General features: G+C 69.0%; 13 protein-coding genes and 1 riboswitch. Of the genes, 8 read left to right on the top strand and 5 right to left on the bottom strand.

The features are described 5' to 3' along the window. Positions 1–36 precede the first annotated feature (36 nt). Positions 37–507 (top strand): MarR family winged helix-turn-helix transcriptional regulator, encoded by a 471-nt coding sequence (locus E9232_RS08980; protein WP_309793503.1) that lies wholly within the window; start codon positions 37–39, stop codon positions 505–507. A 63-nt stretch (positions 508–570) separates the two neighbouring features. Here the strand turns inward: E9232_RS08980 and E9232_RS08975 are convergent, their stop codons facing one another. Both E9232_RS08975 and thiC read right to left on the bottom strand, forming a co-directional pair. Continuing rightward, entirely contained in the window at positions 571–1473 is a 903-nt protein-coding gene (locus E9232_RS08975) for a phytanoyl-CoA dioxygenase family protein (RefSeq protein WP_309793502.1), read from the bottom strand. Between the two features lie 240 nt (positions 1474–1713). Beyond that, positions 1714–3519, bottom strand: a complete 1806-nt coding sequence (thiC, locus tag E9232_RS08970; protein WP_309793501.1) for a phosphomethylpyrimidine synthase ThiC — start codon at positions 3517–3519, stop codon at positions 1714–1716. Between the two features lie 68 nt (positions 3520–3587). Next, positions 3588–3703: riboswitch (TPP riboswitch) on the bottom strand. 120 nt (positions 3704–3823) lie between these two features. Here thiC and E9232_RS08965 point away from each other — a divergent pair. Continuing rightward, positions 3824–4429, top strand: a complete 606-nt coding sequence (locus E9232_RS08965; protein ID WP_309793500.1) for a glutathione S-transferase family protein — start codon at positions 3824–3826, stop codon at positions 4427–4429. Positions 4430–4533: 104 nt separating this feature from the next. On the opposite strand, the gene E9232_RS08960 is transcribed toward E9232_RS08965, so the two are convergent. Continuing rightward, positions 4534–5058 carry a winged helix-turn-helix transcriptional regulator gene (locus tag E9232_RS08960; protein WP_309793498.1) on the bottom strand — a complete coding sequence of 175 codons (525 nt, stop codon included), beginning with the start codon at positions 5056–5058 and terminating at the stop codon, positions 4534–4536. A gap of 108 nt (positions 5059–5166) precedes the next feature. Between E9232_RS08960 and E9232_RS08955 the strand changes: the two genes are divergently transcribed. From E9232_RS08955 to E9232_RS08945, 3 genes are all read left to right on the top strand, one after another. Next, positions 5167–6177 (top strand): DUF8737 domain-containing protein, encoded by a 1011-nt coding sequence (locus E9232_RS08955; protein WP_309793497.1) that lies wholly within the window; start codon positions 5167–5169, stop codon positions 6175–6177. Positions 6178–6241: 64 nt separating this feature from the next. Beyond that, complete coding sequence (locus E9232_RS08950) at positions 6242–7207, top strand: enoyl-CoA hydratase-related protein (RefSeq protein WP_309793495.1); 966 nt, start codon at positions 6242–6244, stop codon at positions 7205–7207. Between the two features lie 52 nt (positions 7208–7259). Next, the gene (locus tag E9232_RS08945) at positions 7260–8354 is read left to right on the top strand and encodes an NmrA family NAD(P)-binding protein (RefSeq protein WP_309793494.1); all 1095 of its coding nucleotides are present in this window, start codon (positions 7260–7262) and stop codon (positions 8352–8354) included. A gap of 5 nt (positions 8355–8359) precedes the next feature. On the opposite strand, the gene E9232_RS08940 is transcribed toward E9232_RS08945, so the two are convergent. Continuing rightward, positions 8360–8833, bottom strand: coding sequence for an isochorismatase family protein (locus tag E9232_RS08940; protein WP_309793493.1), 474 nt, complete (start codon positions 8831–8833; stop codon positions 8360–8362). Positions 8834–9081: 248 nt separating this feature from the next. Here E9232_RS08940 and E9232_RS08935 point away from each other — a divergent pair, with 248 nt between their 5' ends. Then, positions 9082–10395 carry an MFS transporter gene (locus E9232_RS08935; RefSeq protein ID WP_309793492.1) on the top strand — a complete coding sequence of 438 codons (1314 nt, stop codon included), beginning with the start codon at positions 9082–9084 and terminating at the stop codon, positions 10393–10395. A gap of 4 nt (positions 10396–10399) precedes the next feature. On the opposite strand, the gene E9232_RS08930 is transcribed toward E9232_RS08935, so the two are convergent. Then, positions 10400–12805, bottom strand: coding sequence for a heavy metal translocating P-type ATPase (locus tag E9232_RS08930; RefSeq protein ID WP_309793491.1), 2406 nt, complete (start codon positions 12803–12805; stop codon positions 10400–10402). A gap of 80 nt (positions 12806–12885) precedes the next feature. Between E9232_RS08930 and E9232_RS08925 the strand changes: the two genes are divergently transcribed. Then, positions 12886–13356 carry a MerR family transcriptional regulator gene (locus E9232_RS08925; RefSeq protein WP_309793489.1) on the top strand — a complete coding sequence of 157 codons (471 nt, stop codon included), beginning with the start codon at positions 12886–12888 and terminating at the stop codon, positions 13354–13356. A 25-nt stretch (positions 13357–13381) separates the two neighbouring features. Next, on the top strand, positions 13382–14014 hold the full coding sequence (locus E9232_RS08920) for a LysE family translocator (protein WP_309793488.1): 633 nt from the start codon (positions 13382–13384) through the stop codon (positions 14012–14014). Positions 14015–14036: the final 22 nt, after the last annotated feature.

The raw sequence follows: 14036 nt of genomic DNA, 5'->3' as shown, positions 1-14036 counted from the left end.
AAATTTTGGTCGTCAAATTTGTTGGGAACCCGGCACGTGGCATTGGACTGGGATACCCTCTCGCGCACCCTGCGCCCCGAGAACAGCCCCGGCTTCCTGCTTTGGCAGGTCGCGAATCAGTGGCAGCGGCTGCAGCGTTCGACGCTGGAGCCGCTGGGCCTGACCCATGTCCAGTTCGTGCTGCTCGCCGGCCTGGCCTGGCTGAGCCGCAAGGAGAACGACGTCACCCAGGCCCGGCTGGCCGCCTTCTGCAAGACCGATGCGATGATGACCAGCCAGGTGGTGCGCTCGCTCGAGGCCGGCGGCTTCATCGCCCGGGCGCCGCACCCGACCGACAGCCGGGCCCGCCAGTTGCGCGTTACCGCCAAGGGGGCCGAGGTGCTGAACGCCGCCATGCCCAGGGTGCGGGAGGCCGACGCCTCGTTCTTCGGGTCGCTCCAGGAGAGCCAGAACTTCGTCGACCAGCTGCGCCGCCTGTGGTCGAACGGCGCCAAGCGCGAGCCCTGAAGCTGCACCGATTGCGATGGTCTGCATGCAGACCATCGCAACGGGGTGAGCGGCCGACCGCCGTCAGCTGCGCAGATAGACCCGGTTGACGTAGGGGTCGAGCTTCAGCCCGCTGCTGGCCTCCACCTGCTTCGCGTCCAGGATCGGCTTCAGCGGGCCGTACAGGATCGGGCCCTGGCAGTAGACCGCGCTGAACATCAGCCGCGGCGTCACCCGCGCCGGCATGCCGCGATGCATTCCGAAGGTGTTCTCCAGGAAGCTGGTGCCGGCGGCCCCCTCGAACTGGATGAAGCGCTCGCGCCCGAAGGCGTTCGCAACCTCGTCGTCGGAATAGCGCCGGATCGGCATCAGCTGGTTCTCGCGATGCGTCGCGCGAACATAGATGTGCGGCCCCGCCCCCTCATCGACATCGGTGAGGTAGACGAACATCTTGATGAAGCGCCAGTCGTCGTAGTCGCGGTGGAACAGCTCGGCGTGCTGGCCCTGGTCGTGCCCGGCGATCGACCACCACGCCGCCATGTAGCTGATCGTGGGCTTGCAGCCGAGCGCCGCCTGCACCGCCTCGAGCACCGCGGGGTGGTTGGCGATGGCCAATCCATGCGGCGCGTTCAGCACCACCTCCGGCTTGAAATGCGCGACATGGGTGCCTGGCGGGGCCTGGTCCGGCGCCTGGAAGGTGCCCAGTTCACGCTTGTACGGGTTGAAGGACTGATGCCCGGCGAAATAATGCCGCATCTCCGCCGCCATGTCCGGGCTGACCAGCCACGGTGTCATCGCGAAGCCTTCCGAGTCCAGGGCGGCCGCGGCAGCGCGGCCTTCGGAGGTGCCGGGGACCTGGGCGCGCCCCACCCGATTCGCGATGCGTTTGGCCACCCACTCCCGCGAGGCGACGCTTTGGAAGCGTCGCTGCAACAGGAAGCGGGTCTTCAGGCCGGCCTTGGCCACATGTTCGGAAAGAGCTGCCATCAAAAATATCTCCTCGCGTCGGGCACTGCCTAGCAGTGGACGATGGCGGTTTCGGGGCGAAACGCTGGCCTGCCTCACCCCGGGGAACCGCTGTCCGCGTTCAAATTCCGTCACGAGTGCTATAGCCGGACGGAACGTCCCAACCAAGAATCATTTTCAACTGGATGGCCCCCCAGGGCCGGAGCGGGCCCTTCGGCCCGCCCGGGGCGGAGCGGGCCCTTCGGCCCGCCCGGCACCGTCTCACTCGGCCGCGCGGTAGATCTGGCCGCCGCCGTCGCGGAACCGCGACGCCATCTCCTCCATCCCAGCCTCGGCCGTCGCCCGGATCTCCTGAGTAATCTTCATCGAGCAGAATTTCGGACCGCACATCGAGCAGAAATGCGCGGTCTTGGCGCCCTCGGCCGGCAGGGTCTCGTCATGGAAGGCCAGCGCCGTGTCGGGGTCGAGCGACAAATGGAACTGGTCGCGCCAGCGGAAGTCGAAGCGGGCGCGGGACAGCGCGTCGTCGCGCACCTGCGCCGCCGGGTGCCCCTTGGCCAGGTCGGCGGCATGGGCCGCGATCTTGTAGGTGACGACGCCGGTCTTGACGTCGTCGCGGTCCGGCAGCCCGAGATGCTCCTTCGGCGTGACATAGCAGAGCATGGCGGTGCCGAACCAGCCGATCATGGCGGCGCCGATGCCGGAGGTGATGTGGTCGTAGCCCGGCGCGATGTCGGTGGTCAGGGGCCCGAGCGTGTAGAACGGCGCCTCGCCGCAGACGGCCAGCTGCTTGTCCATGTTGGCCTTGATCTTGTGCATCGGCACATGGCCGGGGCCTTCGATCATGACCTGGACGTCGTGCTCCCACGCGATCTGGGTCAGTTCGCCCAGCGTCTCCAGCTCGGCGAACTGGGCGGCGTCGTTGGCGTCGGCGATCGAGCCGGGGCGCAAGCCATCGCCGAGCGAGAAGGCGACGTCATAGGCCCGCATGATGGCGCAGATCTCGCGGAAATGGGTGTAGAGAAAGCTCTCGCGGTGATGCGACAGGCACCATTTCGCCATGATCGAGCCGCCGCGGCTGACGATGCCGGTGACCCGCTTCGCCGTGAGCGGGATGTAGGCCAGCCGCACCCCGGCATGGATGGTGAAGTAGTCGACCCCCTGCTCCGCCTGCTCGATCAGGGTGTCGCGGAAGATCTCCCAGGTCAGGTCCTCGGCCACGCCGTTGACCTTCTCCAACGCCTGGTAGATCGGCACGGTGCCGATCGGCACGGGTGAGTTGCGCAGGATCCATTCCCGCGTGGTGTGGATGTTGCGGCCGGTCGACAGGTCCATGACGTTGTCGGCGCCCCAGCGGATCGCCCACACCATCTTCTCCACCTCCTCCGCGATCGAAGAGGTGACGGCGGAGTTGCCGATGTTGGCGTTGATCTTCACCAGGAAGTTGCGGCCGATGATCATCGGCTCGGATTCCGGGTGGTTGATGTTGCTGGGGATGATGGCGCGGCCGCGGGCGATCTCGTCGCGCACGAATTCCGGCGTCACATAGTCCGGGATCGCGGCACCAAAGCTCTCGCCGTCGCGCGCCGCCGCCTCGGCCAGCTTCTCGCGGCCGAGATTCTCGCGGATCGCGACATACTCCATCTCGGGCGTGACGATGCCGGCGCGGGCATAGGCCATCTGGGTCACCGCGGTGCCGCCGCGGGCGCGCAGCGTGCGCCGGTCGCCGCGCCGGAACTCGAACAGGTTGGCGGCCTCGCCCTCGCGCCGGCCGTCATCCTCCGGCCGCACGACGCGGCCGTCATAGGCCTCGACATCGCCGCGGGCGGCGATCCAGCCGGCGCGGATCGGCGGCAGGCCGGCGCCGATGTCGATCAGCGCGGCCGGGTCGGTGTAGGGGCCGGACGAATCATAGACCCGGACCGGCGGCTCCCCGGCTTCGGGCGATAGCACGATCTCGCGCATGGCGACGCGCAGGTCGGGGTGCCGTTCGCCCGGCACATGGACCTTGCGCGACCCCGGCATGGCGCCGGTGGTGACGGTGGTTGGGATGACATCCTTGGGCATCGACGGCCTCCTCGATCGGACGGATTGAGGGCGTGCCAAGGACGGAAAGCTGGAAAGAAAGCGGCTGAGCGCGCATGCGGTTCCATTCCCTACGCCGGCACGACCCGGATCAGGTTCGAAGGGTTCCCACGTCGCAGATGGTGTGGTGTCTCAGCCCCTTACCGGAGCTCCCCTCGGAACAGCGCGATCAGAGCGCGGCCGGGGCGGCGCTGTCAAGCCATGCCGATCTTTTCCCGCCGCTGTCGATCCCAGGGCCCCGCCATCGACCAGGGACATCAACCCCGGCAGAGGACGAGCCCGTATCATGAAGCTGCACTACTCCCGCAACCTCAATCCCCGGGTCGCCGTGGCGGTGGCCCGCCACCTGGACGCCCCGGTCGAGTACATCCGCACCAGCCCGATGGGGCCGGACAGGGAGGCGTTCCGGGCAATCAACCCCAACACCCTGGTGCCGGTGCTGGTCGAGGCCGACCGCACCCTGTGGGAGACGGATGCCATCGCCTGCCGCCTGGCCGCCCTGTGCGACCCCGGTTTCTGGCCGGCCGACCGCCAGGCCGAGGTGCTGATGTGGGTGAGCTGGAGCGCCCATCATTTCATCCCGGCCGGCGGAACCTTCTATTTCGAGAACATCATCCGGCCCCAGTTCCTGGACCGGCCGGCCGATGCGGCGGCACTGGCCGAGGCCGATTCCGGCTTCCGGCGCTATGGCGGGATTCTCGACGACATCCTGGCCGGCCGCAGCTGGCTGGTGGGTGACCGCCCGACCTATGCCGACTTCCGGGTGGCCTCCGCCCTGCCCTTCGCCGAACAGGCCTTGCTGCCGGTGAGCGGCTTCCGCCACATCCTGGCCTGGCACGACCGCCTGAACCGGATCGACGCCTGGCGGGCGCCGTTCGACGGCCTCGACTGACGGGCGGGGCGGTCCCTAGGGTCTGGCGGATGATCGGCGGCTTGGAGCGTAGGCGGAACAGACGCCAGACACCCTCCATGATATCCGCCACAACCCTGGCTGAGTCAGCCGGCAGCGTCGTCCACCTTGCCGCCAGGACGGCCGCCCCGGTGGGACAACCGCCAGCGCACCAGATCGTCCGCACCGGGGCCTGGCAGGATGTCGAGGTCGGCGGGGCTCACCTGCTCGCCGGTCTGCTGGTCGATGAACCCCCAGCGCAGCTCGGCGCCGGTTTTGCGGTTCACGAAGGTCATCGGCGGCGCCGACGCCCCGGACACATCAAGGCGATCCCCGATCTGGGCGAGCACCGGCATGACGGGGGCGATCTGCCACCCCTTCGGGGTCAGCACATATTCGAACCGTTCCGGGCTGGCCTGGTAGCGCCGCCGCTCGATCAGGCCGTTCGCCTCCAGATGCTTCAGCCGATCGCTGAGCGTCGCATTGGTCACCCCGGATGACTGGCGGAAATCCTCGTATCGGCTGAGGCCGCACACCAGGTCCCGCAGGATCAGCAGACCCCAGCGATCGCCGATCGCCGCCATGACGCCGGCGATCGAACACGTCATGCCGTCGAACCCTTTCGAGCGCATTGAATCCCTTCCGATCTGTCCGAAAATCTGCTCCAGCGGCTCTTATCATAAGAGCTGTTCTCGTTTGGTTCAATGGCGGTGTCCGCGAGACGGCAATACCGGGCGGGCATGCCAGTCGATAAATCGCTTGCCATCATCTTCACTCTTATTATAAGAGTGAAGAACTCGCTGAACATCAAGGCTCAACCCGATGCCGATGGCGATGCGGCCCCTCGATCCAATCCGGGCCGGAACCGATCGACACAAACATCACCGATTTCCTCCAAACAAGAGGACCTTGCCTTGGCGCAGAACAACGGCGCTTTTTCTGTCACTCCGACACTCGCATTTGCCGGCAGCATCATCGCAGCGGGCCTCTGGTTCGCAGCGCTCGTCGCCCTTCCAGGGCTGCAACGTTCGGGTCTGTCGGTGGTCGTCGCGCGGATCGCCGTGCATCTCATCCTGCTCAGCGGAACCTGGGCCGGGCTGGCGCGAACGTCCCTGACGGCGTCGGAGCGGGCGTGGACCTGGCTGGCGATCGCGGTGCCGCTCACCCTCTGGCATGGCGTGGCGTGGGCGATCGTCGCCGACGGCCTGCTTCTGCCCGGTGCCACGACCATTCCGCTGCTGCCGGTGATGATCATCGTGCCGACGGCGGTCGTGATCACGCTCCTGGGCCGTTCGCGCCGGATCGGCACGCTGCTGGATGCGATGCCCGCGACCTGGCTGATCGGCGTCCAGTTCTACCGAGTGATCGGCGCGGTCTTCCTGGCGAACTGGCTGGCCGGGGCTATGCCGGGCGTCTTCGCCCTGCCCGCCGGCATCGGCGACGTGATCACCGGGCTGATGGCCCTGCCGACCGCCGTGATGCTGGCCAGCGGCCGGCCGGACAGCCCCCGGGCGGCCCTGCTTTGGAACCTCTTCGGCACGACGGATCTGATCGTCGCGCTTGCCATGGGGGCCCTGACCACGCCCGGGCCGTTCCAGCACCTCGCCATCGATCACCCCAATCTGACGATCGCGGCGTACCCGATCGGTATCATCCCGGCCTTCACCGTTCCCAGCTCCCTGGTCCTGCACGCCCTGTCGGTGCGCCAGTTGCTGCGGTGCCGGCGGCCGGCGGCGGCGATCGCCGCATGACGGAAACTGGACTTTCGGCCGCATCCCGGCCCGCAACGGGCCGGCAGAACCGAAGCATGGCCCCATGGAGACAGATCCCGTGATCGCCCGCCGTGACCTGATCAAAACCACCGCAGCCATCGCCGCAGCCATCCCCGCGACCCTCGCGGCGACCTCTGCCCTGGGCGCGGACCAGGGCCCGCAGCCCCAGGCTGCAGCCGAGGCGGCTGTGCCGCCCACCACCCTGGCCGAGGTGCCGCCGGGGCCGGACGTCAAGCTGACCATCGAACGCCGCGACCAGGTGGCGCTGTTCGGCCTCAACCGACCGGATGTACAGAACCGCGTCGACCCCGAGACCTTCCAGGCCCTGGCGCGGGCCTTCTACGATTACGACCACGACCCGTCGCTGCGGGCGGCCATCCTGTTCGGCCATGGCGACAATTTTTCCCGCGGCATCGATGTCGAGGGCTTCCGGGCCGCGGCGAAGACGGGCAATCCCCTGTCCGGCCTGACCCGCATCGTCAATCCGCTGAGCTATGGCCCGGCCCAGCGCACCAAGCCCCTGATCGTCGCCGTCCATGGCGACACCTGGAACCTGGGGCATGAGCTGTTCCTGGCCGCGGATATCCGGGTAGCGGCGGCCGGCACCCGGTTCGGCCAGGATGAGAACACGCATGGCCGCTTTCCCGGCGGCGGGTCGACCGTGCGCTTCGTCCGCGAGGCGGGCTGGGGCAACGCCATGCGATACATGCTGACCGGCGATCACTGGACCGCGGAGGATGCGTATCGCATCGGCACGCTGCAGGAGATTGCCGCGACGCCCGAGGCCGCCCTCGCCCGGGCGGTGGAGATCGCCGGCAGGATCGCGGCCTGCGGGCCGCTCGGCGTGCAGACCACGCTGGTGTCGGCGCATCTGGCGATCGACGCCGGCGAGGCGGCCGCTTTCTCCCAGCTCGGCGCCCAATACGGAGCGCTCTACCGCACCCGGGATTTCATCGAAGGCGTCACCGCACAGGCGGAAGGCCGCCCGCCGGTCTTCCATGGCGACTGAACCGGGGCAACTGAACCCGGCGCCCTGTTCGATCAAGGATACGGAGACATCCATGACCATCCGCTCCCCCTCCCGGATCTTCGTCGTCGGCGGCACCGGCGCGCAGGGCCTGCCGGTGATCGGCGCCCTGGTCGCCGACGGGAAATACGCCGTCCGGGCGCTGAGCCGCGACGCCACCTCCCGCCGGGCGAAGGCGCTGCTGGCGCTGGGTCCTGTCGAGATCGTCGAAGGCAGCTTCGCCGATGAAGACACGCTGCGGCGCGGCTTCCGCGGCTGCGACGGCGCCTATATCAACATCGATGGCTTCAACACCGGCGAAAAGACCGAGATGTACTGGGCTATCCGCAGCTACGAGATCGCCATCGAGGAAGGGATCAAGCTCTTCGTCTACGGCAACCTGGACTACGCGCTGAAGAAAGCCGGATACGATTCCAGGTTCCGCACGGGCCATTACGACGGCAAGGGCCGCATCGGCGAATGGATCCTGTTCCAGAACCAGGCGAACCGGGACCGGATGGCTGCGGCGGTGTTCACCACCGGGCCCTATATGGAGATGGCGATCTCGGCGATGACGCCGATGTCGCCCACCGTGGAAGACGGCGTCGTGACCTGGCGGGTGCCGCTGGGCAACGGTACGGTGCCCCATGTCGCGCTGGCGGATTGCGGATACTACGCCCGCTGGCTGTTCGACCATCCCGAGCGGGCGAACGGCCTCGATCTCGAAGTCGCGATCGAGCAGGTCGACTATCACAAACTCGCTGCGGCGTTCGAGGCGGTGACGGGACACCCGGCGCGATACATCGACACGGAACTGGACGCCTATTGGCACGGCCCGCTGAAAAACTCGGCCGACCTGCCGGCCGGATACAACGCGGATCCCGACGACAAGAGCACCATGAGCTTCCGCGACAACTTCACCGGCTTCTGGACCCTGTGGAAGCACGGCATCGTCCAGCGCGACTACACGCTGCTGGACGAGATCCATCCCAATCGCATCCGCAGCGTCGAGGAGTGGCTCCGCCGGGAAGATCAGGCCGGACGCGACCTCGGCCAAGGCAGCCTCTGGGACCGGGTCCAGCCGGAAAACCTGTTCAAGCACCCTCCCCTGCTTAAGCTGGTGGAGGACAGGCGCAAGGGTCGGCTGTAGCGGCGTCAGCCGAGGCCGAGCTGGTCGGGGCTCGACAGCACGGCGCCGAAATGGTGCGCCCACAGCCGCGCACCGAGGTCGCCCGAGGGGTCGAGCGACGACCCGACGGCCAGCCATTTCAGCAGCGTGGGCTGCAGCCCGGCATCGAACAGGGCGAAGCCTGCGGCCAGGACGCAGGTCTCGGCCTGGATGCCGCAGACCAGCACGCGGTCGACCTTCAGCCCGGCGAGATAATCGATCGCCGCCGGGGGCGGCAGGTAGCCGTGCTTGATGAAGACGCGGTCGGCGGCGACGAGGCTGACATCGTCCTTGCTGGGCTTCCAGCCGAGCTGGCGTTCGAACGGCGTGATGGATTCGTCATGCCGCTCGACCGTGGCCACGCTGTGGATGACCGCGCTCAGCCTGCCGATCCCCTGCACGATCTCCGCCGGGACGGGAAAGCTGGGCTGGGTGTCGACGATCAAGAGGGCTTGTTTCATGATGGGCTGCTGAACCGGTTGTCAGTGATGGCTGTCCGTCGCGCCCGCTTCAGGGACCACGAACTCGGCCCCTGCGTGATTAGTAGCACAGCCGATCAATTCCCGGGGGCCACACGTCGCCCCCTCTCGAGCCCTGACCCTTCCCCTCCCCTAGGACCCTGTCCCCATCGATTTGTCTGGCAATTCGCTTTTCCCCGTCCCAGGCTTCGACTCAACGATCGCAAAGGCGATGGCGGAGGAAACGATTCATGGCGGCTCTCCCGAGATCGGCCCGCATCAAGACCGTCCAATACACCGCGCTGGCGCTGCTGGTGCTCAGCGGTGTCGTCAACTACATCGACCGGGCGACGCTGGCCGTCGCCAACCCCCTGATCAGCCACGATCTGGGCTTCTCGCCCGCCGAGATGGGGCTGCTGCTGTCCGCCTTCCTGTGGGCCTATGCCTTCGCCCAGCTGCCGGCCGGGGCGCTGGTGGACCGGCTGGGGCCGCGGCTGATGCTGGCGCTGAGCCTGGGTCTGTGGTCGCTGGCCCAGGTGGCCGGCGGGCTGGTGCAGAACTTCACCCAGTTCTTCGGCATCCGCATGGTGCTGGGGCTGGGCGAGGCGCCGCAATTCCCGACCAGCGCCCGCATTGTGCGCGACTGGTTCAACGTCCGGCTGCGCGGCACCGCGACCGGGATCTGGAACTGTTCCTCCACCCTCGGCACCGCGCTGTCGGCCCCGATCCTGACCTTCCTGATGCTGACCTTCGGCTGGCGCTGGATGTTCGCGATCATGGGCCTGTTCGGCCTGGTGGTCGCCGTCGCCTTCTACGCCCTGCACCGCAACCCGAACGAGGTGGCGCTGACCGAAGAGGAACGGCAATACTTGACCGAGGGCGACACCGCCCCGCAGGGCGCCAGCGTCACCTGGGCGGAGTGGAAGCGGCTGTTCGGCTTCCGCACCACCTGGGGCATGATCTTCGGCTTCTTCGGCGTGATCTACGTCACCTGGGTCTACAACTCCTGGCTGCCGGTGTATCTGGAGCAGGACCGGCACCTCAGCATCGCCAGCACCGGCATCGTCGCCGCCATCCCGTTCCTGTGCGGCGTGGTCGGCAGCATCCTGGGCGGGCGGCTGAACGACTGGCTGGTGACCCGCGGCATGGCCCCGATGAACTCCCGCAAATACCCGATGGCCGGGGCGATGGTGGCGACCGCGGGCTTCACCACCCTGGCGGCGCTGACGCCGAACCTCACCGTCGCGGTGATCGCCATCTCGATCTCGCTGTTCCTGCTCTACGTCGCCTCGACCTCGGCCTGGGCGATGGCGCCGGTGGCGGCGCCGGCGCATTGCACCGCCTCGCTCGGCGCGGTGCAGAATTTCGGCGGCTATATCGGCGGCGCCCTGGCGCCGATGGTGACCGGCTTCATCCTGCAGGGCACCGGGTCGTTCACCGCCGCCCTGCTGGTCGGCGCCGCGGTCGCCCTGGTGGCTGCGGTCGGCTACGTCATCATCGTGCGCGACCCGATCCCGGCCGCGGCCGAGGACGATATCGCCGGCCTGCCAGCCGCGGCGGTGTAGGGCATCAGCCCGGCAGGATCGCCTGGCCGCACTGGTTGCAGAAGCGCGCCGCGGCCTGGTTCACAGCACGGCAGACACGGCAGGCGACGCTGTCGGCAGCCGGAACTGCCGCGCGGGGCGCCGGCTTGCAGGCGCCATGGGCGCAGCAATCATCCGCCTCGACCACCGTGACCTGCGCCGGCCGGTGATCGTGCCCATGGTCATGGCCGTGCTCATGATCGTGCCCGCGGGCATGCTCCGCCTCCACGGCGGCACCCTTCGTCGCCGGCAGCGGGCGCAGCAGCCGCAGCGCGTTCAGCGTCACCAGCACCGTCGCGCCGGTGTCGGCCAGGATCGCCATCCACAGCGAGGTCGCGCCCAGCACCGTGGTCACCAGGAACAGCCCCTTCAGCCCGAGGGCGAAGGCGATGTTCTGGTGAATATTGGCCAGGGTCGCGCGCGACAGGCCGATCAGCTCGGCCACGCCGGTGGCGCGGTTGTTCAGCAGCGCCGCATCCGCCGTCTCCAGCGCCACGTCGGTGCCGCCGCCCATGGCGATGCCGACTGAGGCGGCGGCCAGCGCCGGGGCATCGTTGATGCCGTCGCCGACCATCGCCACCGGGCCGGCCGCCTTCAGCCGGCCGATCGCCGCCAGCTTGTCGTCCGGCAGCAGCTCGGCCTGCACGTCGATGCCGAGCTTGGCCGCGATGGCGTCGCCGGTGCGGCGGTTGTCGCCGGTCAGCATCACCGGGCGCACGCCGGCCCGACGCAGCGCCGCGATGGCCGCCACCGCATCCTCGCGCGGCTCGTCACGCAGGGCGATCAAGCCGCGGGGCCGGCCGGCGGCCAGCAGCACGACCACGGTCTTGCCCTGCCCTTCCAGCGCGGCGATGCGCCCCGCCAGATCGGCCGGCAGCGGCCCGCGCTCGGCGGCATAGCGCGGCGATCCCACCGCCAGCAGCGCGCCGCCGACCCGGCCCAGCACCGCCTTGCCTGAAATGGCCGAGGCCTCGGTCACGGCAGGCACCGCCACGCCCCGCGCGACGGCGGCGTCGAGGATGGCGCGGGCCAGCGGGTGGCTGGAGCCGGATTCGACCGCGGCGGCCTGGGCCAGCAGGTCTGCCTCGGTTCCGTCCAGCGCGACGATGTCGGTCACCTCCGGCCGGCCGCGGGTCAGCGTGCCGGTCTTGTCGAAGGCCACGGCCTTGACCTTGCCCAGCATCTCCAACGCCGCGCCGCCCTTGATCAGCAGGCCGCGGCGGGTGCCGGCGGCGATGCCGGAGGCGATGGCCGCGGGGGTCGACAGCACCAGGGCGCAGGGGCAGGCGATCAGCAGCAGCGACAGGCCGCGATAGGCCCAGACCGACCAGTCGCCGCCGAAGGCCAGCGGCGGCACCGCGATCACCAGCGCCGCCACCGCCATCGCCGCCGGGGTGTACCAGGCGCTGAACCGGTCGATGAAACGGGCGGTCGGCGCCTTGCTGGACTGCGCCGCCTCGACCATGTGGATGATGCGGGCGATGGTGTTGTCCGCCGCCCCCCGCGTCACCTTCAGCCGCAGCACGCCGCCGGCATTGATGCTGCCGGCATAGACGGCGTCGCCCACCGCCTTGGCCACGGGCACGGATTCGCCGGTGATCGGGGATTCGTCGAGGTCGGAGGCGCCGTCGGTGATGGTGCCGTCGGCCGGCACCCGGTCGCCCGGGCGCACCAGCACGATGTCGCCGATGCGGAGGTCGTCGACCGGCACGGCGGCCAGCGCACCGTCGACCTCGCGCTGCGCGGTGCGCGGCACCAGCGACACCAGCGCCTTGATGCCCTGGCGGGCGCGGCCGGCGGCCACGGTCTCCAAGAGCTCGCCGACGGCGAACAGGAACACCACGACCGCGGCTTCCGAGGCGGCGCCGATGGCGATGGCGCCGATCGCGGCGACCGCCATCAGCGTCTCGATGCTGAAGGGCGAGCCGGAGCGGACCAGGGTGGCGGCGCGGCGCACCACCGGCACCAGGCCGATCAGCGCCGCCGCGACATAGGCCCATTCGGCCTCGGCCGGAAACGCGGTGGAGGCGGCGAAGGCGGCGGCCAGCAGCAGACCGGTGAAGCCGACCAGCCGGGCCTTGCGCTCCTGCCACCACGGCCTGGTCTCGGCCGCGGCCGGCGCCTTGGTGGCGGTACTGTCGTCGATCGCGGTGGGGGTGAAGCCGAGGGCGCGGATCTTGTCTTCCACCGCATGGCCATCGGCGACGGCCCTGTCCGCGCCGAAGGCCAGCAGGCCGGTGGCGAAATTGACCTCGACGCCGCTGACACCCTGGATCCGGCCCAGCGCCGTCTCCAGCTTGCCGACGCAGCTCGGGCAATCCATGCCGTCGACGCGGTAGCGCAACGTCTGCCTGCCCGCCCTCTGGCCGTCCTTCGTCGCGGTCATCGCCATGGCGACGCACTCCCTTGCCGAAATCACCGTCGCAGAGGAAGATGGGAGCTACAGCGACTAGAGCTTCAAGAGGAAAATTCATGTCCGCGCGCGGAGACGCCGTGCCGATCGGCGAGCTGGCCCGCCGCACCGGCTGCAAGGTCCAGACCATCCGCTACTACGAGCAGATCGGGCTGATGCCGGAAGCGGCGCGGACGCTGGGCAACCAGCGCATCTATGGTCCTGCCCACAGCGACCGCCTGGCCTTCATCCGCCACAGCCGCGAGCTGGGCTTCCCGCTGGACGCCATCCGCCAGCTGCTGACCCTGGCCGACGACCCGCACCAGCCTTGCGCCACCGCCGACCGCATCGCGCAGGAGCAGCTGGCCGAGGTGCAGAACCGCATCGCCCGGCTGGAGGCGCTGAAAATCGAGCTGGAGCGCATGGTCGAGCAATGCAGGCACGGCACCATCGGCCATTGCCGGGTGATCGAAGTGCTGGCAGACCACAGCCACGCCCATTGCCTGCATGCCGATCACGGCGCTGGCGAAGAGATCGAAAGCGCGGCTTGAGAGCCGGCCCCTTCGGAGACCCATCATGGACCTGACCGTCCCCCTGCTCAGCATCCTCGGTGCCATCGCCGTCGGCGCCGCCAGCCCAGGCCCCAGCTTCGTCTTCGTCACCCGCACCGCCATCGCCCTGTCGCGCCGCGACGGGCTCGCGGCCGCGTTGGGCATGGGCGTCGGCGGCGTGGTCTATGGTGGGCTCGGGCTGTTCGGCCTGCAGGCCCTGCTGTCCCAGGTCGAGTGGCTGTTCATGACGCTGAAGGTGCTGGGCGGCCTCTACCTGCTGTGGCTCGCCCTCGGGCTGTGGCGCACCGCGGCCAAGCCGATCACGGTGCCGAAGACGGCGGACGGACGGCCGCGCAGCGTCCGCCGGTCCTTCACCATGGCGGCGGTGACCCAGCTCAGCAACCCCAAGGCCGCGATCGTCTATGGCAGCATCTTCGCCGCCTTCCTGCCGGCGCATGTGCCGGCCTGGACCTTCGCCGTGCTGCTGCCGGCGATCTTCGCGATCGAGGCCGGCTGGTACGCCATCGTCGCCCTCGCCTTCTCCTCCGACCGGCCGCGCGCCGCCTATCTGCGCTGGAAGCGCTGGTTCGACCGCGTCGCCGGCACCGTCATGGGCGCCCTCGGCCTGCGCCTGATCCTCGGCGCTGGGAAGCTGTAAGGATTCGCTCCTCCTATTGTCA

This window comes from Inquilinus ginsengisoli (assembly GCF_031453975.1).
GTDB classification, from domain to species: Bacteria; Pseudomonadota; Alphaproteobacteria; order DSM-16000; family Inquilinaceae; genus Inquilinus; species Inquilinus ginsengisoli_A.
This window is presented reverse-complemented; position numbering and strand designations above follow the sequence as displayed.